Raw genomic sequence first — 20,891 nt, 5'->3', positions numbered from 1 at the left:
ACAATTACCTACACACAATAATAAAGAGCATCACATATGAAAAAACTCGCCGTTTCCCTCATCGCCTTGAGCCTTGGGGCATCCCTCTCATTACCCGTGTTGGCTGCCGATGAAGGCAAGGTGGTGATCGCCCACCGTGGCGCTTCCGGCTACCTGCCCGAGCATACTCTGGAGTCCAAGGCGCTGGCCTATGGCATGGGGGCTGACTATCTGGAGCAGGATCTGGTGATGACCAAGGATGACCAGCTGGTGGTGATGCACGATCACTTCCTCGATGGCATCACCGATGTGGCGGCGCGCTTCCCCGGTCGTGCCCGTCCGGACGGCCGTTATTATGTGGTGGATTTCACCCTGGACGAGGTGCGCTCCCTGCGTATGACCGAGCCGTTCCAGCTGGTGGATGGCAAGCAGGTGCCGGTCTATCCGGCCCGCTTCCCGCTCTGGAAGTCAGACTTCAAGATCCATACCTTCCAGGAGGAGATCGAGATGATCCAGGGGCTCAACAAGAGCACCGGCAAGAACATCGGGATCTATCCAGAGATCAAAGCGCCCTGGCTGTTCCGTCACGAAGGCAAGGATATCTCCAAGGCGGTGCTGAAGGTGCTCAAGGAGTACGGCTATACCGGGAAGGATGACAAGGTCTATCTGCAGTGCTTCGATGCCGATGAACTCAAGCGCATCAACAGCGAGCTGATGCCCGCCATGGGTATGGATCTGAAACTGGTGCAACTGATGGCCGAGACCGACTGGAACGAGACCATGGTCTACGACGCCAAGGGCAAGGCGACCCCCTACAACTATGACTGGATGTTCAAGCCGGGAGCGATGAAAACCATCGCCAGCTATGCCGAAGGGATTGGCCCGTGGAAACCGATGATCGTCACCGAGCCGGGCACTTTGGGCAAGCCGGTCTTCACCGGCATGGTAAAAGAAGCCCACGCGGCGGGCCTGAAAGTTCACCCCTATACCTTCCGTCAGGATGAGGGGCAGATCCCGGCCTATGCCAAGGACTTCACCGATCTCCTTAACATCTTCCTCTATCAGGCCGATGTGGATGGGGTGTTCAGCGACTTCCCCGACAAGGCGGTGGCCGTCATCAAGGCCCATCAAGAGGCGGCCAAATAGCACTCTGGCGCCATTTGAATGCAAAGCGAGGCCAATTGGCCTCGCTTTTTGTTTCAGGTTCCCGCAACGGGAGTGTGCGCCCTGTCAGAAAATAGCCAGATCACGTCATGGTGTGCCGGATCTGCATCATTTTACGCAGTTTTTACGTAGCAGATCGCTGGCATGAAATCGGCAGAGCGGTTAGTCTAGCGGCGTTGAACCAACCCCATGAGGTACAGATGAAAACCGTATTGCGTTTTAGCCTGCTGGGCGCCTTGTTGCTGGGTGGCCATGCCTTCGCCGCCGAGCCGAAAAAATTTGATATCAGCATGTTCCCAGCCGCTGACGTGAATCAGGAACGTGTGGTGATCCGCCTGCCTGAAGTCGAGAAAGAAGCTGACATGATGGTCGAGCTGCAGGTCGGCAAAAAGATGATGGTTGATTGCAACGTACCGCGTTTTGCAGGCAACCTGGAACAGCACAGCGTCAAAGGCTGGGGCTACAACTACCTGAAACTGGGCAAAGTCTCCGACCCCATCAGCACCCTGATGATGTGCCCGGATAACCAGCAGAAAGAGACCTTCGTCCAGATCTACGGTCAGGGCTTCTTCGTGAACTACAACTCAAAACTGCCGTTCGTGATTTACGTGCCGCAGGAGTATGAAGTGCGCTACCGTCTGTGGCGTGCCGACAACCTGGCCCAACCGGCCATGATTGAGTAAGCATGTTTGAACCAAAGGTTCAGCTGGTTCACCTGATGTGATAAATAAAGCGCCGTATGGCGCTTTATTTTTGCCTGCACAGTCCAAAAAGTGACGTGCAAATTGGCTGCACGTTTACATAAGTTTATTATTTATCAACGTTTTTTGTGTGTTATGCCACAAAATCGGCGTCAGCGATGGGGCAAAGTGACTTCGATAAAAGATATTTATTAACATAGTGAGAAAATTGATTTTGCACTCGGCGATGGCCTGATGATACTTGCCCGCAAAGGTCAAACTAACCAGAAAAAAGAGCACTATGAGCTTCGAATCAGACAAGCGTTTCAACGACTTCAAACATTTTCCCCGTGGCCTGCGTCGCAGTGGTGAATTCACTGTGGCCGAAGCGGACAGTCTGGAAAAGTATGGTACCGCCATGCTGGCACTCTACCAGGGCAACCTTGCACCCCGTGACGATGTCGAGTCCGCCTTCGTCGAGCAGGTCAAATCCGGCACAGCCGGTGCCAACCCCCATGCCAAGGTGTGGTTCAAGTACCTCAAGGTGATCGGTCCCAAGCGTGTTCATCGCCTCTGCACCGTTGTTGGTGGTGCCAGCGAAGAGAGCAGCGGTGGCGGCAGCTTTGATGTCGGTGGTGGCAGCGGCGGTGGCAGTGACGAGTCCATCGATTAATGGATACCGAGCTGCTTCGGACCTTTATCGAGGTGAGCAAGACCCGGCATTTTGGCCGGGCTGCTGAAAATCTCTACCTGACCCAGTCGGCGGTGAGTTTCCGGATCCGCCAGCTAGAGCAGCAACTGGGTGTCAGTCTGTTTGCCCGTCATCGCAACAACATCCGCCTGACCGCCTCCGGTGAGCGTCTGCTGCCCTACGCAGACGCCATCTTGCACACCCTTGGCCGTGCCAAGCAGGATGTGGCGCTTTCACCGGGATTCAGCCAGCAGTTGGCCATCGGCGCGCCCGCGGTGTTTTGGGAGCTCGATTTCAACGAGTGGCTCAACCACATCTATGCGCTGGCGCCCGGTTTGGCGGTACGGCTGGAAACGGCTTCCCGCGAGCACCTCTGCCGTCAGTTGCTTGAGCGCTCCCTCGATCTGGCCCTGCTCTCCGAGCCCACCAAGATCGACGAGATCGCCCTGCATCCCATCGGTGAGCTGGTATTCGAGCTGGTGAGCCGGGATCCGGCCGCCAATGCCGACAACCTGATGCAGATGCCGCATATCCATCTCGACTGGGGCACCAGCTTCGAGCCGCAACCCAGCCGTTTGCAGAGCCTGCAAAAGACCCCGGTGCTGCACTCCAGCTCCGCCAGCATGGCGTTGCAGTTCGTGCTGGCCAACGGTGGGGCTGCCTACCTGCCACGGCGAATGGTCAGCCCCTTCCTCGAGAAGGGGGCGCTCCATCTGGTGGAGGGGGGCCAGCCGCTGAGCCGTCCGCTCTATCTCGCCTATCTGGAGAAATCCGATCGCCGGGAGCTGATCGATCAGCTGCTGACCCTGCCACTGGGTTGGCACGATGCCGAACTGCGCCTCAACGTCGATTAAGCGTCGAGTGTTATCCAAGGAAGAGCCCACCCCACGGTGGGCTCTTCTGTTTGGGGAAAATTGCAGGGAGCGAGGTCACGTAATTGGCGCGGGAGGCTTGGCGTCATCGGCCTGTAACGGTACCTTTTCAGGCTGTTTATCCGATTGAGCACTGACAGGGATGGATTGTAATTGATCGACTTTAGTCACCCCGAATGGCGGGCGCTGGCGCAGCAGTTGCTGAGCCACTCACCTGTGGTGATCCGTGGCCGCCAGTGGCAACCGCTGGTGGGCCTGCTCAAGGATAACCAGCTGCTGCTCGCCCATGGCAGCCACAGCTATGAGCTCACCCCGGCCGGGCGGCGCTATCTCACCCGCGAGCTGATGCTGGCCGAGATCGCCACCGCGCCCCCCGAGCCAGAGGAGTGGTTGCATGCTCAGGGCTGGCAATTGGGGGAGCAGGTCAACGAACGGGTGCTGGCGGCGCTCTATCGCAAGAGCGAAGTGAACTTCACCCCCAACGAGCAGATCTATTTCGAGGACAAGGGGATCCGGCTCTGCGCCGATCAGCTGTTGCGCTTGCGCGCAGCCCAGCCGTTCAGCCTCTTTTTCAGCGGTGGTACCCTGATCGACGCAGCCCCCTGGTTGCAGGCGCTGGGGGAGGTGGCCCTGCCCGAGCGCACTTTGGCGGGTCTTGGCAAGATCCTGTGGGGGGAGGGGAGCATCGAGCGGGTGATCACCACAGACAGCGTCGGCGCCTTTGCCGAGATGCCTCTTGAACCCGGCACCTTGCTGGTGTGGGCCCCTCCATCGGCTCCTCTGGCCTTGCAGCAGGTGGTGGCCGCCTTGCCCCCCAATGTGCTGTGGAGTCATCTCACCGCCCTCGACCCTGCCGGGGTTGATCGGCTGCAGGCGCTGGCCCAGCGCTTGGGTCGTCCGGCCAGCTGGTGGCTGCCCCGTGATCTGGCCCCCATCCTCAGTGCGTATGCCCAACCTTTGACTGAGGCCCGGCCCTGGGAACCGAGCCGGATCCCCAAGCCATTGTTAGCAGTTTGTAGCGGTTTGGTTGAGTCAAATGGTGGCTTGTCTGCCGAGGTGTGCGCACTGGCGCCAGCGTGGCATGCCGTTGGTTGAAATTGGCCTGAAAGCGAGCCAAAAAGCGGTTTTCCCTCATTGAACGCGGTGATATAAAGAGTTGACGAAGCGCTCGCCAGATGAGCGCTTTTGTTTATCAAGCCGCTTTGCCACCCAACGAACTCAACGGAATACAGGGAATACCATGTTTGAAAAGGTTGTTGCCGCCCCAGCGGATCCGATCCTGGGCCTGACCGAAGCCTTCCGTGCTGACTCTCGCAGCCACAAGATCAATCTGGGCGTAGGGATCTACAAGGACGAGTCCGGTGCCACCCCCATTCTTCACTGCGTCAAGAAAGCCGAGCAGAAGCTGCTGACCGACGAGAAGACCAAGAACTACCTCGGTATTGAAGGCAATATCGAATATGGCCGCATCGTGCAGCAACTGCTGTTCGGGCAGCACTCTGCGCTGGTTGCCAGCGGCCGCGCCAAGACCGCGCAAGCGCCGGGCGGTACCGGTGCCCTGCGTATCGCGGCCGAATTCGTGGTGCGCAACGGTCTGGCCAAAACCATCTGGATCTCCGATCCCACCTGGGCCAACCACGTAAGCGTATTCCAGGCCGCGGGCCTGACCGTCAAGTGGTACAAGTACTACGACGCCGCCACCAAGGGACTCGACTTTGCCGCCATGCAGGCCTCGCTGGCCGAAGTGCAGCCGGGTGAGCTGGTGCTGCTGCACGGCTGCTGCCACAACCCGACCGGTATCGACCCCACTAGCGATCAGTGGCGCGCACTGGCCAAGCAGAGTGCTGCCGCCGGCTGGTTGCCGCTGTTTGACTTCGCCTATCAGGGTTTTGCCCGTGGTATTGAAGAGGATGCCGAAGGCCTGCGCATCTTCGCCGAGTGCCATGAAGAGCTGCTGGTGGCGAGCTCCTTCTCCAAGAACTTCGGCCTCTATAACGAGCGTGTCGGCGCCTTCACGCTGGTCAGCGCGACCAAGGAAATCGCCGATGTGGCCTTCACTCAGGTCAAGACAGTGATCCGTGCCAACTACTCCAACCCGCCGTCACACGGTGCCGCAGTGGTTACCGCCGTGGTGAGCGATCCGGCTCTCTATGCCGAGTGGGTCGAAGAAGTGGCCGCCATGCGGGTGCGTATTCGCGAGATGCGCGAACTGCTGGTAGAGAAGCTGGCTGCCCTCGGCGTGAGCCAGGATTTCAGCTTTATCCGCGAGCAGAACGGCATGTTCTCCTTCTCCGGTCTCACCAAGGATCAGGTTGAGCGCCTCAAGAGCGAATTTGCCATCTACATCGTTGGCTCAGGCCGGATCAGCGTAGCCGGTATTACCCGCGCCAATATCGATCCCCTCTGCGAGGCCATTGCCAAGGTGCTGTAATCGCATCGCCTTGCGCTCTGGCACTATGCCATGAAAAAGCCCGTCACCTTGGTGACGGGCTTTTTTGATCGCCAACGGCTGATCGCCAAACAAGGGTAAGGGCAGCTCAGTGGTGGCGGGCACCTTGCCACAACTTGCGCAGTTGCAGCAGCAGCGCGGTCAGGGCGCCGCCGCTCAGGGCGGTGAGTACCGCCAGCAGCAGGCTGCCGAGCAGGAAGGGGGGCACCAGGGTGGCCGCCTCCTGCTCCAGCCAGTGGAGGGTCCAGCTGAGGTGGAAGGGCTCCGGTGTCTGGTGCAGTACCAGACAACCGGTGCGATAGGCGTATAGATACATGAACGGCAAAGTCAGCGGATTGTTGAACCAGACCGCCAGCAGCGCCAGTGGCAGGTTGAGGCTGAATGCCAGCGCCAGACCGACTGCGATGAGCGAGTGCATCGGGATGGGGAACCAGCAGGCGAAGATCCCGGCCGCCACCGCGCCGCTCAGGGCGCGGGTGCCCCCTTGCCAGAGGGCTGGGGCAAGCAGTCGCTCACCAAACAGGGCAAACCACTTCTGCTGGCGCAGGGTATCGGGATCTAGCTTGAAGCGGGCAAACCAGCGACTCAGCATGGGCGTGCCATCTTGCGTTTTTGCCACTGGCGCACCGTGCTGATCCGCCAGAAGGTGCGGATCAGGGTGTAACCGATAAGAGAACTGAGCAGGGCAAGGATCAGCGAGCCCAGCAACAGCGGCGGTGCCACTGTGCCCAGCACCGAGACCAGCCACTCCCAGGTGAACTCAATCTCTATCTGCTGCGCTGAATGTCCCAGCAGCTGGCAACCCACCAGATAGGCGCCATAGAGCAGGGGCGGCATGGTAAAGGGGTTGGAGAGCCAGACCAGCGCCACCGAGAGCGGCAGATTAACCCGGCACAGGATAGCGCCTCCGGCAGCCAGCAGCATCTGGCAGGGGAGCGGCACCCAGGCCATGAAGAGGCCCACCGCAAAGGCCCCGGCGGCCGAGCGGCGGTTGAGGTGCCAGAGGTTGGCATCGAGCAGCAGTTTGCCGAACAGCCGCAGGTGCTTGTGTTCTTTCAGGGTTTGCTGATCGGGCATCCAGCGTTTAATGAGTCGTTTGGGCATATTGAAACCTTGCTAAATACTTGCTCCATGGATCTGCGTCTGTTGTCGTTTGCCCTGGGGGCAAGCTCCTCACTGTTCTGGCCATGGTTACCTTCACTCGCATGGGGGGGCCTGTTGCTGTCCCTGCTGATCCCCCTTGCATATTGCCGTGCCTGGCGGTGGCTGTTTCTCCTGCTCGGCATCCTCTGGATGCAGGCCAATCTTGCCTATCGGCTGGCCTGGCTGGAGCGGTTGGGCGATCAGACGAGCCACATGATAACCGCACAGCTGCAAAGTGCAGAGCCCGAGGGGGATAAATTTGTCCGGCTGCTGCTGCGGGTGAGCACCCTCGACGAGCAACCGGTGACACCTGAGCCCCTGATCCGGGTCAATGCCTATCAGGCATTGCCAGCCATGACGGTAGGTAGCCGAATCACCCTGGTGACCTCGTTGAAACCGGCTCACGGTCTGGCCAACGAGGCGGGGCTGGATGGGCGGCGTCTGCTGCTGGGCAAAGGGATCACCGCCACCGGCAATTTGCGCCGGGTGATCGACATTCAACAGGCACCTGCGGGTTGGCGCGAACGCTGGTTGGGGGCCGCGACCGAGAGTTGGCGTCCGCTTGACTATGCCCCCTTGCTGGCGGCGCTCACTTTTGGCGAGCAGAGCGGTATCACGGATGCCCAGTGGGAGCTGTTTCGCGGCAGCGGCCTGACCCATATCATCGCCATCTCAGGGCAACACATCGCGCTGGTTGCGGTGCTCGGGTGGTGGCTGGGCAGGCTGTTTGGTCTGCGCGGCGCCATCATCACCTCCCTGCTGTTTGCCGCCGTCTACAGCGCGTTGGCCGGGTTTGCGGTGGCCACCGAGCGGGCCCTGATCATGGTGCTGGTGTGGAGCGTGTTGCGCTGGAGTCGGCGAGAGTGGCCGGCCTGGCGCATCTGGCTGTGGGCCTTTGTGGTATTGACCCTCTGGGATCCCTTCGCACTCTATTCGGCCGGCTTCTGGCTTTCGTTTCTGGCGGTGGCCATCTTGCTGCTGGTGGGATATCTCCACGACAAGCCGGGGCTCTGGCAGATCCAGCTCTGGCTGCTACTCGGTCTGCTGCCGCTGCAGTTGGCGTTGTTCGAGGGGATCGCGCCCCTTGCCATAGTGATCAACCTGCTGGCGGTGCCGCTCTTTTGTATCGCCATCATCCCGCTGGCCCTGATCGGTGTGCTGCTGGCGCCGCTCTCCACCTCGCTTGCCTATGTCCTGTTCTGGCTGGCGGATCTGGGGCTCGGGTGGGTGCTGACCATCCTGAATTGGCTTTCCGATCAACTGCAACTGTGGTGGCCACTGCCCGGCTGGTGGCTGCCGCTCTGCACCCTGTTGTTGCTGCTCTGGTTCGCCGCGCAGTGGCGCCCGGCAAGCTGGCTCTGGCTACCGGGTCTGTGTGCGCTGTTGCTGGCGCTTTGGCCAACGCCTGTCCGCTGGCAACTGCGGGTGCTGGATGTGGGGCAGGGGCTGGCAGTGCTGATCAGCAAGGGGGAGCGTGCCATCCTCTATGACACTGGTGATCGCTATCCCGGAGGCTACAACATGGCGGACGCGGTGATCCTGCCCCAGCTGAGCCATCTGGGGATCCGGGTCATCGATCGCCTCATCATCAGTCACAAGGATCGGGACCATGCCGGCAATCGCAAGCGACTGCTCAGCGCCATGCCGGTGCGTCACGAGCTCTCCTCTTACCCCTTCAGTGAGGGAACAACGCTCTGCCAGCGTGGGCAACAGTGGCGCTGGCAGGGGCTCTCGTTTGCAGTGCTCTGGCCCGAGCGCCCCGGTGGCGGGCGCAATAACGATGGCTGCGTGGTGCGTATCAGCGATGGGCAGCGCAGCGTGCTGCTGAGCGCCGATATCGAGCGGCAGGCCGAGCTGCGACTGGTGGCGCTGGAGGGAGAGGGGATGGCCAGCACCTTGCTGGTGAGCCCCCATCATGGCAGTCGCACCTCCTCCACGCCCCCGTTTGTCGCGGCGGTAGCGGCGCAGGAGGTGATCCACAGCGCCGGTTTTATGAATCAGTGGGGCTTTCCCCGTCCCGATGTAGTGGCCCGCTATCGGGATGCCCGCCAGTGGATCACCGGTCAGCAAGGGGCGATGCTGGTCGAACCCACCGCAGAGGGCTTGAGCGTCACCGCCGAGCGAGATCTGGGGCCTTGGTACCGGCGCAGTGGCGAGTGGTGGCGACCGCGAGTGTGGTTTGAGCAATAATCGGCCATTTCTGCCGTGTAGGAATGCGATATAGGTGGCGGCGCTTGGTGTAAGCCTGCGCTTTGGCTAGAATAGCCCGTCATTTCCATTACTAACGGCTATTCATGCAACAAGAAACCTCACAAGAGAGCTGGCCAGTATTCAAACGCCTGCTCGGTTATGTCCGTGATCGCAAGCTGGGCCTGGTCGGTGGCATCATCGGGATGCTGGGCTACGCCGCCGTGGATACCACCTTTGTCTACTCCATCAAGCCGCTGATCGATCAGGGCATCAATGGCAACGACAGCACCGTTTTGAAATGGATGCCTTTCTTCGTCCTCGGCATCGTGGCCCTGCGCGGTGTCGCCAACTTTCTCTCCAACTACTGCATGGCCTGGGTTGGCAACCACGTCGTGATGCGTCTGCAACAGCAGGTGTTCAATCACATGGTGGCGATGCCGATGAGCTTCTTCGACCGTCAGAACACCGGTCATCTGCTCTCCAAGGTGACCTATGACGCCAGTCAGGTCTCCTCGGCGGCGAGCACCACGCTGGTGACCCTGGTGCGGGAAGGGGCGACCGTGGTCGGCCTGCTCGGCCTGATGTTCTGGCACTCCTGGCAGCTGTCGGTGATCTTTTTGGTGGTTGGCCCGCTGGTGGGGGTCATCATCGGCCTTATCAGCCGCCGTTTCCGCCAGATCAGCCGTCACATCCAGCAGGCGGTAGGGGATATCACCACCTCCACCGAGCAGATGCTCAAAGGGCACAAAGAGGTGCTGATGTTTGGTGGCCAGAAGGTGGAAGAGAAACGCTTCTTCCAGGTCAGCAACAACATGCGCCAGCAAACCATGAAGATGGTCGCTGCCGATGCCATCGGCAGCCCGGTGGTGCAGATGGTGGCCTCCATCGCGCTGGCTGCCTTCCTGTATGTAGCTACCATCGACAGTGTGCGCAGCGAGCTGACTGCCGGTACGTTTACCGTCATGATCACCTCCATGATGATGCTGCTCAAGCCGCTGAAAAGCCTGACCGACGTCAACAACCAGTTCCAGCGCGCCATCACTGCCTGCCACAGCCTGTTTGGCCTGCTCGACAGCGAGCCGGAGCAGGATACCGGCACCCGTACTCTGGAGCGTGCCCGCGGCGAGATCGAGTTTCGCAACGTCACCTTCACCTACCCGACCAAGGATACCCCGGCGCTGCACAACGTCAGCTTCAAGGTGGAGGCGGGTAAATCGGTGGCGCTGGTGGGCCGTTCCGGCTCTGGCAAGAGTACCATTGCCAGCCTGTTGACCCGCTTCTACGACATCGATCAGGGCGAGATCCTGCTGGACGGCATCAACATCCGCGAATACAAGTTGAGCGAGCTGCGCAAGCAGTACGCGCTGGTCTCCCAGCATGTCCACCTGTTCAACGACTCGGTTGCCAACAACATCGCCTACGCGGCAGAAGACAAATACAGCCGCGACCAGATCGTGCAGGCCGCCCGTATCGCTCATGCCGACGAGTTCGTCAGCAAGATGAGCAACGGGTATGACACTGTGGTTGGCGAGAACGGTGCATCCCTCTCCGGTGGTCAGCGCCAGCGTGTTGCCATTGCACGGGCTTTGCTGCGCGATGCGCCGGTTCTGCTGCTGGATGAGGCCACCTCGGCCCTCGATACCGAGTCCGAGCGCCACATTCAGGCGGCTATCGACGAGCTTTGCAAGGCGCGTACCTCGCTGGTGATTGCCCACCGTCTCTCCACCATCGAGAAGGCGGACGAGATCCTGGTGATCGACGAAGGCCATATCGTCGAGCGCGGTAACCACGAAGCACTGATGGAGCAGCGCGGCACCTATGCCCAGCTGCGCGCCATTCAGTTTGGCAACGCGGGAAGCAAAGCCTGATGCTGGAACGGCTCTGGTATCGCAAAAGTGGCTGGCGCTGGTTGCTGGCCCCCTTTGCCCTGCTGTTTGCCATCATCAGCGGCACCCGCCGCTACGCCTATCGTCATGGCTGGCGCAAGGGGTATCGCTCCTCCTTGCCGGTCATTGTGGTGGGCAATATTTCGGTGGGGGGCAACGGCAAGACGCCGGTGGTGGTCTGGCTGGTGGAGCAGTTGCAAGCCCGCGGCTATCGCCCCGGGGTGGTGAGCCGTGGTTATGGTGGCAAGGCGCCCCATTACCCCTATCGGCTGGATGAGACCAGCACCACGGCGCAGGCCGGAGATGAGCCGGTGCTGATTGCCCGGCGCTGCGGCTGCCCCGTGGTGGTTGCCCCGAAACGGGCCGACGCGGTACGACTGCTGGAGCAGAGCGGTGAGGTGGATATCATCATCACCGACGACGGCCTGCAGCACTATGCGCTGGCCCGCGACATCGAGCTGGTGGTGGTGGACGGCGCGCGCCGTTTCGGCAACGCCTGCTTGCTGCCGATGGGGCCGCTGCGCGAGCCGATCACTCGTCTCAAACGGGTGGATGCCATCATCTGCAACGGCGGCGAGCCGGGCAAGGGGGAGTACCCCATGCAACTGGTCGCCGACACCCCGCGCCGGGTGCGCGACGATGCCCCGCTTGCTGCCCCCTTGTCGGGGCCGGTCGATGCGCTGGCGGGGATTGGCCATCCGCCCCGCTTCTTTGCCACCCTGGAAGGGCTCGGCTATCAGCTGGATCAGCAGGCCGCCTACGGCGATCATCACCCCTTCGATCGGGATGAGCTGGTGGGCCGCTTTGCCAGCAAGCCGCTGCTGATGACCGAGAAGGATGCGGTCAAGTGTCGTCCGTTTGCCCTCGATAACTGGTGGTATCTGCCGGTCAGTGCCGAGTTGCCCGCCTCCCTGCTCGATGCCCTGCTGCACAAGCTGGGGACAAAGGGGAAGGGCGCGGCCAGGGCGCAAGATTAATCTCTCTTGCCTCGGTGAGGGAGCAGGGGCTTGATACGCCCCGTACGGAATATCTGGTTGCTCGACATCCATCGCTGGCGTGATAAAGCCGCCAGCGCGACATCGTTGAAGGAGTATCGTTTTGGCTTTGGACATCAAGTTGCTCGACATCATCGCCTGCCCGGTCTGCAAGGGTAAGCTGCACTACAACAAAGCAGTTCATGAGCTGGTCTGCCGCTTTGACAAGCTGGCCTATCCGCTGGAGGAGGGGATCCCGGTGCTGCTTGAGAACCGTGCCCGTCCGCTCAACAGCGATGAGCTGCCGTCATGAGTTTCGTCGTCGTCATTCCGGCCCGCTATGCGTCAACCCGTCTGCCGGGCAAGCCGCTGGCGGATATCCATGGCAAGCCCATGGTGCAGCACGTGGTGGAAAAAGCGCTGCAATCCGGTGCCGATCGGGTGATCGTTGCCACCGATGACGAGCGGGTACAGCAGGCACTGCAGAGCACCGGCGTCGAGGTGTGCATGACCTCACCGGATCACCAGTCCGGCACCGAGCGTCTGGCCGAGGTGTGCCGTCACTACGGCTTTGCCGCCGATACCATCATCGTCAATGTGCAGGGGGATGAGCCGCTCATTCCGCCCGCCATCATTCGTCAGGTGGCGGATAATCTGGCCGCCGCCACGGCGCCGATGGCGACCCTGTCGGTGCCGATCAAGGATGCCGAAGAGGCGTTCAATCCGAACGCAGTGAAAGTGGTGACTGACAAGGATGGCTACGCCCTCTACTTCAGTCGCGCCTGCATTCCCTGGGATCGGGATCGCTTTGCCAAGAGCCATGAGCAGATTGGCGACCACTACCAGCGTCATATCGGTATCTACGCCTATCGCGCCGGATTTATCCAGCGTTATGTAGACTGGGCACCGAGCGTGCTGGAGCAGGTCGAGGCACTGGAGCAGCTGCGGGTGCTCTGGTATGGGGAGAAGATCCACGTCGCCCAGGCCCTTGAAGCGCCGCCGGTCGGGGTGGATACTCAGGCCGATCTGGAGAAGGTGCGCGCCTTCTTGGCCCAGTAATGACCACAACACTCAAGTAATGAAAAACGGTGTCGCAAGGCACCGTTTTTTGTTTTGATAATTTATATAATTATTTGATTTTAAACGCTAAACATGGGTTTTCTCAAACTTTTGGCGTGCATGGTTTGCCAAAGCGACGAGTTTGGTTATGATGCAAGACGCCCTGTTAACCCTAACCGGGCGGCTAAAACGAGATAAAACGGGGTGTTTGGGTGATAAATGTATTCCTGGTCGATGATCATGAACTGGTGCGTACAGGGATAAGACGCATTCTTGAAGATGTGCGCGGGATCAAGGTGGTGGGCGAAGCACAGAGCGGCGAGACAGCAGTCACTTTCTGTCGCCAACACCATCCGGACGTGATCCTGATGGACATGAACATGCCGGGTATTGGTGGTCTGGAAGCGACCCGCAAAATTCTGCGGATCCGCCCCGATGTGCGCATCATAGTGCTGACCATTCATTCAGAAAATCCGTTCCCCACCAAGGTGATGCAGGCGGGCGCCGCCGGTTACCTGACCAAGGGGGCAGCTCCTGACGAGATGATCCAGGCGATCCGGTTGGTGCACTCCGGTCAGCGCTACATCTCCCCGGAGATTGCCCAGCAGATGGCCCTCAGCCAGTTTGCCTCCGCTGACGAGAATCCCTTCAAGTCCCTCTCCGAGCGCGAGCTGCAGATCATGATGATGATCACCAAGGGGCAGAAGGTGACCGATATCTCCGAGCAGCTCAACCTGAGCCCGAAGACGGTCAACAGCTACCGCTATCGTTTGTTCAGCAAGCTGGGGATTAACGGTGACGTGGAACTGACCCATCTGGCCATTCGCTATGGCATGCTGGATGCCGATACCCTCTAATCGGGTGGCGTGTGGTCACAAAGGCGGCGAGTGCCGCCTTTTTGCTTTTCTGCCCTTTTGCTTTTCAGGCGGCGAGGGCAGTATGCTCTGCCCGTCAATTTTTGCCTTTGTGTGAGCCGAGTAGCTGATGACCCTCTCTCCCGAACCTCTCTTCGATAGCAAGGCGTTTCTGAGCGCCGTCACCCATCAAAGTGGCGTCTACCGCATGTATGACAGCGGTGGCACCGTGATCTACGTGGGCAAGGCCAAGGATCTGAAAAAGCGGCTCGCCTCCTACTTTCGCACCAACGTCGACAGCATCAAGACTCGCACCCTGGTGCGCCAGATCGCCGATATCCAGGTCACCGTTACCCACACCGAGACCGAGGCGCTGATCCTCGAGCACAACCTCATCAAGCAGTACCAACCCCGTTACAACGTGCTGCTGCGGGACGACAAATCCTACCCCTGGATCATCATCACCGCGCACCAGCATCCACGCATCGGCGTGCATCGCGGTGCCCGCAAGGTGAAGGGGGAGTACTTCGGCCCATACCCCTCTGGCGGCGCGGTACGCGAGAGCCTGCATTTGATGCAGAAAATTTTCCCGGTGCGTCAGTGCGAAGATGCGGTCTATGCCAACCGCACCCGTCCCTGCCTGCTCTATCAGCTCAAGCGTTGCGCTGGCCCTTGCGTACCCGGGTTGGTGAGCGAGGCCGAATATGCCCAGCAGGTGGAGCTGGCCAAGCTGTTTCTGGCGGGCAAGAACCAGCAGGTGATTGGAGAGCTGGTTGGCAAGATGGAGTCCGCCAGCGGCGATCTGCGTTTTGAAGAGGCGGCCCGCTACCGGGATCAGATCCTGGCGCTGCGCCGGGTCACCGAGCAGCAGTCGGTGAGCGGCAACGTACTGGACGAGCTGGATGTGGTGGGGGTCGCCTTCCAGCAAGGTGCGGCCTGCATTCACGTACTCTTTATCCGTCAGGGCAAGGTGCTCGGCTCGCGCAGCTACTTCCCGAAAGTGCCTGCTGATACCCAGCTTGACGAGGTGGTGCAATCCTTCCTGCTGCAGTTCTATCTGTCGGGGCAGGGGGGGCGGCAGATCCCGAGCGAGGTGCTGCTCGATGTGGCCCTTGAGGACGAGAGCGTCATCGCCGAGACTCTGAGCCAGACCGCAGGCTACAAGGTGCGGGTGGTGAGCCGTACCCGCGCCGAGCGGGCCCGCTTTATCAAGCTCGCTTCCATCAACGCCGAGACGGCGCTGCGCTCGCGGCTGGCTCACAAGAGCACCATCACCGCCCGCTACGACCAGCTGGAAGAGCTGCTGGAGCTGGAGCGCCCCATCGCCCGCATGGAGTGTTTCGATATCTCCCACACCATGGGGGAGCGCACCGTGGCCTCTTGCGTGGTGTTCAACCGGGAGGGGCCGCTCTCATCGGAATATCGTCGTTTCAACATCGACGGCATCACCGGTGGTGATGACTACGCGGCGATGGAGCAGGCGCTGGAGCGCCGCTTTGGCAAGCAGCAGGAGCCGGACAAGGTGCCGGACGTGCTGTTTATCGACGGCGGCCTCGGCCAGTTGCGCCGCGCCGAAGAGATCCTGGCCCGTCAGCTGGAGTTTCTCGGCGGCAAATATCCGCTGCTGGTGGGGATTGCCAAGGGGGTCACCCGCAAGGCAGGGTTGGAAACACTCATCATGGGGGAGAGCCACGAAGAGCTGCATTTGCCGGCAGATATGCCCGCTTTGCACCTTATTCAGCATATTCGCGATGAATCTCACCGTTTTGCCATTACCGGCCACCGGGCCAGACGGGCCAAGGCCCGCACCAGCAGCAGTCTGGAGGATATTCCGGGGGTGGGGCCAAAGCGGCGGCAGGCGCTGCTCAAATATCTGGGCGGCCTGCAGGAGGTCAAAAAGGCGAGCGTGGATGAACTGGCCAAGGTTCCCGGCATCAGTCAGGAGCTGGCCCAGACCATCCACGATGGCTTGCACAGCGCCTGAGCAGGGTTAGCGGCATGGCAAAATCGCTAACTCCTTGATGCACAAGAGCCGTGACGCGGGGGGGCCGTAAATGCCATAATGGCCTTCGCATTTTGAGAAGATTGATGGATTAAAAAGACCAAGACGGGCGCCAGTGCGGTTGCATCGCAAATCGGCTTTGGCGCACTATGTAGCGACGTACAAGAAGTGGCTGAAAATAATGACAAACATACCTAACCTGTTGACGTTTTTCCGGATTTTGCTCATTCCCGTCTTCGTCATCCTGTTCTATCTGCCTTATCAATGGTCCTATCTGGCTGCCGCCATCATCTTTATTCTGGCCGCTGCCACCGACTGGTTTGATGGCTATCTGGCTCGCAAGCTCAATCAGTCCACCGCCTTTGGCGCCTTCCTTGACCCGGTTGCCGACAAGATCATGGTTGCCGCCGCACTGGTGGTTATCGTCGAACACTACAACACCATCTGGGTGACCATCCCCGCCATGACCATGATTGGCCGCGAGATCATCATCTCCGCCCTGCGCGAATGGATGGCCGAGCTCGGCAAACGCTCCTCGGTGGCGGTTAGCTGGATTGGCAAGTGGAAGACCATGATCCAGATGGTGTCGCTCACCGGTCTGATTTGGCAATACAACGTCTGGATGGTGTGGCTCGCCTATGTGATGCTCTATGTTGCCACCGTGCTCACCTTCTGGTCGATGTTCCAGTACATGAAGGCTGCCTGGGGCGATTTGACCCACCACGCCAACCTGTGAGTCACTTGCGCCGCAAGGTGAGGTTTCCGCTGATTTGAGGCAGGAAACGGCCAAAGGCGCTAAAACTGTTCAAAAAGGGCAAAAAATGCCCGAACGATCAGGTAATTAAATATTTCTGGTTGACTGGGCGAGGAACATCGCTAGAATGCGTCCTCGTAGTCAGGCAGTCAGCCAGACCAATGCGGGAATAGCTCAGTTGGTAGAGCACGACCTTGCCAAGGTCGGGGTCGCGAGTTCGAGTCTCGTTTCCCGCTCCAAATTCAGACAATAGAGAGCCAACTCTCTTTTGCATGGCGCGTTAGCAAAGCGGTTATGCAGCGGATTGCAAATCCGTTTAGTCCGGTTCGACTCCGGAACGTGCCTCCATATTGACAAGCCCGCCACGCGAGCTTGATACCGATTGCGGTGCCCGAGTGGTGAAATCGGTAGACACAAGGGATTTAAAATCCCTCGACGTTCGCGTCGTGCCGGTTCGATTCCGGCCTCGGGCACCATTAAAATCAAAGAGTTACGAAAGGCCACTAGAAATAGTGGCCTTTTTCTTTTTCTTCAGTGTCCACATTTGATCCACACAGATTTATTCCGGCAGCTCTGCAAGTTTCACTTCGAGTTGCAAGCGGTTGGTGTAGCCCTGGTCGGTGAGGTCGTGAACGACCTGGGTGAGTAGCCATTCGGCCTCGTCGATTTGCGGTTTGAATCCCCTCACCGTGGTGGGTTGCTCCGGGTAGAGCTCTGGTCGGCCTTTGGCCAGGGTGATCTGAAACTCGGCCACGCCGCGCTGCAGCTTTTCCCACTCAGCCCGGGCGGCCCGCATGGCGTTGCTCTGACTGGCGTAAACGTGGCGCAGCTCCTTGACGTTCTCACTGTCACCAACCAGCAGCTCGTTTTCCTTCTTGTTGACCACCACACCCGGCGGTAGCGGCCGTTCCTCTTTCGGTTTGGTCTTTCGCTTGCGCTTCACCTCGATTTTCTTCTTCTCGGCGGCCTTGTTGTCTTGCCAGTAGGCGATGACACCGGTGTAGGCGTCGCGGTCGGCCACCGAGAACTGGTGCTGATCGCCGTCCTGGCGGGTGATGGTGACAGCCGGCAGTGGCTTACCGCTGGCGGTGGTGCCGTTGCCCGCCTTGATGAACATCAGGCGGCCAGATTTGACGGTGGCGATGGCATCTTGCTCGGTGGCCAAGCGGGTGAGAAAGGCCAGATCGCTCTCGTTGGTCTGGTCGATGTGGTCGATCACCATCCCCTTGAAGGCGTCGCCAACGCTCGGTGTCAGGCCATAGCGGGCGGCCAGCTGCTCAACGATGGCGCCGATGGTCTCGAAGTGCCAGCTGCGCTCGCGCAGTTTGTTCATGCCCCCGCGCAGGTCTGCCGACTTGCCCCTGATGGTGAGCACATCCGGCGCGCCGCCATGCTCCACCTCGTCAATTTTGAAGGTGCCTTTATCGACCAGGGGGCAGCCTTGCCAGCCAATGCTGGCTTGAAGGGTGGCCCCACGGCGTGGCATGGCCAGTTTGCCGTCGCTGTCATCGAGGGCGATCTCGATGGTATCGGCCGAAAAACCACGGTTATCGGTGATGGTCATGTGCATCAAGCGTGGGCGCAGGGTGCCCGAGACATCGCGGCCATCGACCAGTACCTGATAGGCGGGCGCCGGATGCTGCTGGCGCAGGGCATCCAGTTGGCTGGTGATGCCAAGGTTTTCAGCCAAGCGGGTACCGAACTGGTCGAATGCCCCCATCAGAGCCGCCCCCCGAGTTTGCCGCCCACGGTGTTCAGCAGCTTGCCAACACCCAATCGACCGAGCAGGTTGCCCGCGGTGCGCCCGAGCAAGGTATTGCCGAGGGAGCTGTCGTTGCCGTCGACCCGCTTGAGCTTGATGCTGAACTCGATTTTTCTGGCGCTGCCATCTTGAAAGAACTCGCTGCGGATGGTGCTGATCCCCTCTATCACGAACGACCCACGCATCACGCCATCTCCCTGGATCAGGGGGAAGGCTTGGCCGCTGTCACCCATGCTATTGAGCATGTCGAGGGATACGGGCCCGCCGGTGAGCTCTGGATAGAGCACCCCGCTTAAGTGACTGAGCTCGTCATCTGGCCCGAGGTACTGGTATGAGGGGCGGGCGCCGACCCGGTTATTGCCCGGGTGGCGCCATGATTTTTCGTCTTGTTGAGATTGCGGGGCCACGGTCGAGCGCATAAACACGAACCAGCCCAGGGTCATCATCATGGTGGTTGCTCCTTAGTTGCGGTCGGTCAGGGAGGCGCGGCCACTGGCGGCCGCCTGCCGTTCGCGTCGATCCAGTTCGCGGCGCACCTCTTGCGCCACATCGGTGGCTGATTGTCCCGGCTGCTGGGTGATACTGATCGGGGCGTGGATCTGGGTGGTGCTGTTGCCTCGGGCCACTGGTCGCACCGGGGTGACGATGCGCGGGCCGTATCCCGAACCGCCCGCCATGGCCGGGGTGTTGTAGTTGCCGGTGAGGTAGCCGGACGGATTGACGTTGGCGGTGACCGAGCCGCCCCCCTTCATCCAATCCGGCAGCAGGTCGGTGAGGGCTTTGATCTTGTTCTTCAAACTCTCCCACTTGGCACTGATGCCGCCAATCAGGCCGTCGATGATGGCCTTACCCTTGTTGGCGGCCCCTGCTGGCAGGGTATCGAAGAAGGCCCAGATCTCGTTCCAGTGCATGATGAGCATGCCGATGGGGGTCCATGAGAAGAGCTCTTTCAGGAGTTCCCAGAAGGCGAGGGCAGGGGCCTTGCACTGGGCCCATAGGTCGCTGAACCACTTGGTGACCCCATCCCAATGTTTGTAGAGCAGGTAGGCGCCAGCCGCGATTGCCACAATCCCCATGATGAACCAGCCGATCGGGGTGGTGAGCATGGCAATCCCGAGCCTGACCATGCCCATGGTCAGCGCCTTGATGAAGGCCAGCAGCGGGCCGCCATAAACCAGCAGGGTCGAAAGCCCCATCTTGATGGCGGCCAGTGGCCCCAGCAGACCAGCCACAATCAGCAGCAGCGATCCGCCAGCGGCAGCGGCTACGGCGGTGACCGCCGCGATACGGGTCAGGGTCGAGGTCAGCTCTGGGTTGGCCCGCATCCAGTCGCCGGTGACCTGGATGATCTCGGTGACGCGCTGGATAATGCCACGCAGTGGGCCGTTCTCGGTCTCCATCATCTGGATCCCTACGTCATCCCATGCGGAGGTGAGGTTGTCCAGATCGCCGATGGCGTTATCGGCCATCACCTTGGCGACCTTGCCCGCTTCCCCCTGGGTTTGCTTCAAGGTGGCGATCAGCTCCTGCAGCTTGCCGGAACCGGCCTGCTCGGTCAGCACGGTCAGGGCGGCGAATGCCTCTTCGCCGGCGATGGCCTTGAAGTAGCCCGAACGGGTGGCGTCCCCCATCTTGCTGGTTTTCTTGTAGAGCTCGTCCAGGATATCTGGCAGCGAGCGCAGGTTGCCCGCCGCATCGGCGGTCTTGACGTTGAGGGCGGCCAGCGCATCATTCGCGGCCTTGGGCGGGGAGGCCAAACGGCCGAGAATGGCACGGATGGCTGTCCCGCCCATGCTGCCCTGAATCCCTGCATCCCCCAGCTTGCCCGCCATGGCGGAGGCAGTTTCAAGGTCGACTCCGAGCCCTGCCGCCACCGGCCCCACGTATTTCATGGTTTCACCCAGCATCTGCAAGTCGACGTTGGCGCGGGTGAAGGTGCCGACCATCACATCCCCCAAGCGGGTCATCTGGTTGGCCGGCAGCTTGAAGCCGGTCAGGATGTTGGACCCGATGTCAGCGGCGGCAGCAATCTCGACGCCGCCCGCCTTGGCGATATCGAGCACCCCGGGCATGGCGTCACGGATTGCCTTGGGGGTGAAACCGGCCATGGCCAGAAAGCCCTGACCCTGCGCCGCTTCGCCCGCCGTGAAGGCGGTATTGGCGCCGAGCTCCCGTGCCTGAGCCCGCAGGGCGGCCAGTTCGCTGCTCTCTTTGCTCAGCCGGGTGATCGCCTGCACCTTGGACATATCGACATCAAAGCCCATCGCCTTGCCCGCGATATTGGTGCCCTTGTAGATGGCGGCGGCCCCGGTGGCCATCCCTGCAGCGCCATAGCCTGCCAGAGTGCCGCGCATGGACATGGTTTTGTCGTAGTTGGCTTTGATCTGGTTAAGGCGCTTTTGCTGGTCGGCCAGTTGCCCCAGCTTGGCCCG

At 60.5% G+C, this 20,891-nt stretch carries 19 protein-coding genes and 3 tRNA genes; 17 read left to right on the top strand and 5 right to left on the bottom strand.

Annotation, left to right across the window (positions count from 1 at the left end):
- The first annotated feature begins 36 nt into the window (after positions 1 to 36).
- The 6 genes from glpQ (at position 37) to G5137_RS02835 (ending at position 5,817) form a co-directional block, all read left to right on the top strand.
- Entirely contained in the window at positions 37 to 1,125 is a 1,089-nt protein-coding gene (gene glpQ, locus G5137_RS02860; RefSeq protein WP_005337531.1) for a glycerophosphodiester phosphodiesterase, read from the top strand.
- A 218-nt stretch (positions 1,126 to 1,343) separates the two neighbouring features.
- Positions 1,344 to 1,826, top strand: coding sequence for a serine protease inhibitor ecotin (gene eco, locus G5137_RS02855; protein ID WP_005337529.1), 483 nt, complete (start codon positions 1,344 to 1,346; stop codon positions 1,824 to 1,826).
- Positions 1,827 to 2,124: 298 nt separating this feature from the next.
- Positions 2,125 to 2,496, top strand: a complete 372-nt coding sequence (gene maoP / locus G5137_RS02850; protein ID WP_421206445.1) for a DUF413 domain-containing protein — start codon at positions 2,125 to 2,127, stop codon at positions 2,494 to 2,496.
- On the top strand, positions 2,496 to 3,368 hold the full coding sequence (gene hdfR / locus G5137_RS02845) for an HTH-type transcriptional regulator HdfR (RefSeq protein ID WP_421206443.1): 873 nt from the start codon (positions 2,496 to 2,498) through the stop codon (positions 3,366 to 3,368). Before maoP ends, hdfR begins: the two co-directional genes overlap by 1 nt.
- A 171-nt stretch (positions 3,369 to 3,539) precedes the next feature.
- A complete protein-coding gene (locus tag G5137_RS02840; RefSeq protein ID WP_421254888.1) occupies positions 3,540 to 4,481 on the top strand; it encodes a hypothetical protein in 942 nt (313 codons plus the stop codon).
- 145 nt (positions 4,482 to 4,626) lie between these two features.
- Positions 4,627 to 5,817: an amino acid aminotransferase gene (locus G5137_RS02835; protein ID WP_421254887.1), complete on the top strand. Its 1,191-nt coding sequence runs from the start codon at positions 4,627 to 4,629 to the stop codon at positions 5,815 to 5,817.
- A 106-nt stretch (positions 5,818 to 5,923) separates the two neighbouring features.
- Here G5137_RS02835 and G5137_RS02830 read toward each other — a convergent pair whose 3' ends face one another.
- Both G5137_RS02830 and G5137_RS02825 read right to left on the bottom strand, forming a co-directional pair.
- Entirely contained in the window at positions 5,924 to 6,427 is a 504-nt protein-coding gene (locus G5137_RS02830) for a DUF2062 domain-containing protein (RefSeq protein WP_042081972.1), read from the bottom strand.
- Entirely contained in the window at positions 6,421 to 6,939 is a 519-nt protein-coding gene (locus tag G5137_RS02825) for a DUF2062 domain-containing protein (protein ID WP_005350890.1), read from the bottom strand. The genes G5137_RS02830 and G5137_RS02825 overlap by 7 nt, the downstream gene beginning before the upstream one ends.
- Positions 6,940 to 6,966: 27 nt before the next feature.
- Between G5137_RS02825 and G5137_RS02820 the strand changes: the two genes are divergently transcribed.
- From G5137_RS02820 to G5137_RS02770, 11 genes are all read left to right on the top strand, one after another.
- Complete coding sequence (locus G5137_RS02820) at positions 6,967 to 9,168, top strand: DNA internalization-related competence protein ComEC/Rec2 (RefSeq protein WP_421254886.1); 2,202 nt, start codon at positions 6,967 to 6,969, stop codon at positions 9,166 to 9,168.
- 104 nt (positions 9,169 to 9,272) lie between these two features.
- Positions 9,273 to 11,036 (top strand): lipid A ABC transporter ATP-binding protein/permease MsbA, encoded by a 1,764-nt coding sequence (gene msbA / locus G5137_RS02815; RefSeq protein ID WP_157160501.1) that lies wholly within the window; start codon positions 9,273 to 9,275, stop codon positions 11,034 to 11,036.
- Positions 11,036 to 12,031 (top strand): tetraacyldisaccharide 4'-kinase, encoded by a 996-nt coding sequence (gene lpxK, locus G5137_RS02810; RefSeq protein ID WP_421254885.1) that lies wholly within the window; start codon positions 11,036 to 11,038, stop codon positions 12,029 to 12,031. The genes msbA and lpxK overlap by 1 nt, the downstream gene beginning before the upstream one ends.
- Positions 12,032 to 12,152: 121 nt before the next feature.
- Entirely contained in the window at positions 12,153 to 12,341 is a 189-nt protein-coding gene (locus tag G5137_RS02805; RefSeq protein WP_005347033.1) for a Trm112 family protein, read from the top strand.
- Positions 12,338 to 13,087 carry a 3-deoxy-manno-octulosonate cytidylyltransferase gene (kdsB, locus tag G5137_RS02800; protein WP_421254884.1) on the top strand — a complete coding sequence of 250 codons (750 nt, stop codon included), beginning with the start codon at positions 12,338 to 12,340 and terminating at the stop codon, positions 13,085 to 13,087. The genes G5137_RS02805 and kdsB overlap by 4 nt, the downstream gene beginning before the upstream one ends.
- Before the next feature lie 212 nt (positions 13,088 to 13,299).
- Positions 13,300 to 13,944, top strand: a complete 645-nt coding sequence (gene uvrY, locus G5137_RS02795; RefSeq protein ID WP_005337448.1) for a UvrY/SirA/GacA family response regulator transcription factor — start codon at positions 13,300 to 13,302, stop codon at positions 13,942 to 13,944.
- A gap of 127 nt (positions 13,945 to 14,071) precedes the next feature.
- The gene (gene uvrC, locus G5137_RS02790; protein ID WP_005359709.1) at positions 14,072 to 15,925 is read left to right on the top strand and encodes an excinuclease ABC subunit UvrC; all 1,854 of its coding nucleotides are present in this window, start codon (positions 14,072 to 14,074) and stop codon (positions 15,923 to 15,925) included.
- A 199-nt stretch (positions 15,926 to 16,124) separates the two neighbouring features.
- The gene (gene pgsA, locus G5137_RS02785) at positions 16,125 to 16,679 is read left to right on the top strand and encodes a CDP-diacylglycerol--glycerol-3-phosphate 3-phosphatidyltransferase (protein WP_031227442.1); all 555 of its coding nucleotides are present in this window, start codon (positions 16,125 to 16,127) and stop codon (positions 16,677 to 16,679) included.
- Between the two features lie 181 nt (positions 16,680 to 16,860).
- Positions 16,861 to 16,936, top strand: a tRNA-Gly gene (locus G5137_RS02780).
- Positions 16,937 to 16,971: 35 nt separating this feature from the next.
- Positions 16,972 to 17,045: transfer RNA gene (locus G5137_RS02775), tRNA-Cys, on the top strand.
- Positions 17,046 to 17,086: 41 nt separating this feature from the next.
- Positions 17,087 to 17,173: transfer RNA gene (locus G5137_RS02770), tRNA-Leu, on the top strand.
- Positions 17,174 to 17,256: 83 nt separating this feature from the next.
- Here G5137_RS02770 and G5137_RS02765 read toward each other — a convergent pair.
- The 3 genes from G5137_RS02765 to G5137_RS02755 form a co-directional block, all read right to left on the bottom strand.
- Entirely contained in the window at positions 17,257 to 18,417 is a 1,161-nt protein-coding gene (locus G5137_RS02765; RefSeq protein ID WP_421254883.1) for a phage late control D family protein, read from the bottom strand.
- Positions 18,417 to 18,908 carry a phage tail protein gene (locus tag G5137_RS02760; RefSeq protein ID WP_421254882.1) on the bottom strand — a complete coding sequence of 164 codons (492 nt, stop codon included), beginning with the start codon at positions 18,906 to 18,908 and terminating at the stop codon, positions 18,417 to 18,419. Before G5137_RS02760 ends, G5137_RS02765 begins: the two co-directional genes overlap by 1 nt.
- A gap of 12 nt (positions 18,909 to 18,920) precedes the next feature.
- Positions 18,921 to 20,891 (bottom strand): phage tail tape measure protein (locus tag G5137_RS02755; RefSeq protein WP_421254881.1); only part of this gene is annotated, 1,971 nt, incomplete at its 5' end.

Origin of the sequence: Aeromonas sp. 600282 (assembly GCF_049175755.1) — a bacterium.
Taxonomy (GTDB): Bacteria; Pseudomonadota; Gammaproteobacteria; order Enterobacterales; family Aeromonadaceae; genus Aeromonas; species Aeromonas veronii_A.
Note: the sequence above shows the minus strand (reverse complement) of the source record. Positions and strands in the feature narration are given on the sequence as shown.

Coding starts and splice junctions, on each gene's coding strand:
- glpQ (WP_005337531.1), top strand. CDS start 37: ATGAAAAAACTCGCCGTTTCCCTCATCGCCTTGAGCCTTGGGGCATCC.
- eco (WP_005337529.1), top strand. CDS start 1,344: ATGAAAACCGTATTGCGTTTTAGCCTGCTGGGCGCCTTGTTGCTGGGT.
- maoP (WP_421206445.1), top strand. CDS start 2,125: ATGAGCTTCGAATCAGACAAGCGTTTCAACGACTTCAAACATTTTCCC.
- hdfR (WP_421206443.1), top strand. CDS start 2,496: ATGGATACCGAGCTGCTTCGGACCTTTATCGAGGTGAGCAAGACCCGG.
- G5137_RS02835 (WP_421254887.1), top strand. CDS start 4,627: ATGTTTGAAAAGGTTGTTGCCGCCCCAGCGGATCCGATCCTGGGCCTG.
- G5137_RS02830 (WP_042081972.1), bottom strand. CDS start 6,427: ATGCTGAGTCGCTGGTTTGCCCGCTTCAAGCTAGATCCCGATACCCTG.
- G5137_RS02825 (WP_005350890.1), bottom strand. CDS start 6,939: ATGCCCAAACGACTCATTAAACGCTGGATGCCCGATCAGCAAACCCTG.
- G5137_RS02820 (WP_421254886.1), top strand. CDS start 6,967: ATGGATCTGCGTCTGTTGTCGTTTGCCCTGGGGGCAAGCTCCTCACTG.
- msbA (WP_157160501.1), top strand. CDS start 9,273: ATGCAACAAGAAACCTCACAAGAGAGCTGGCCAGTATTCAAACGCCTG.
- lpxK (WP_421254885.1), top strand. CDS start 11,036: ATGCTGGAACGGCTCTGGTATCGCAAAAGTGGCTGGCGCTGGTTGCTG.
- kdsB (WP_421254884.1), top strand. CDS start 12,338: ATGAGTTTCGTCGTCGTCATTCCGGCCCGCTATGCGTCAACCCGTCTG.
- uvrC (WP_005359709.1), top strand. CDS start 14,072: ATGACCCTCTCTCCCGAACCTCTCTTCGATAGCAAGGCGTTTCTGAGC.
- pgsA (WP_031227442.1), top strand. CDS start 16,125: ATGACAAACATACCTAACCTGTTGACGTTTTTCCGGATTTTGCTCATT.
- G5137_RS02765 (WP_421254883.1), bottom strand. CDS start 18,417: ATGGGGGCATTCGACCAGTTCGGTACCCGCTTGGCTGAAAACCTTGGC.
- G5137_RS02760 (WP_421254882.1), bottom strand. CDS start 18,908: ATGATGATGACCCTGGGCTGGTTCGTGTTTATGCGCTCGACCGTGGCC.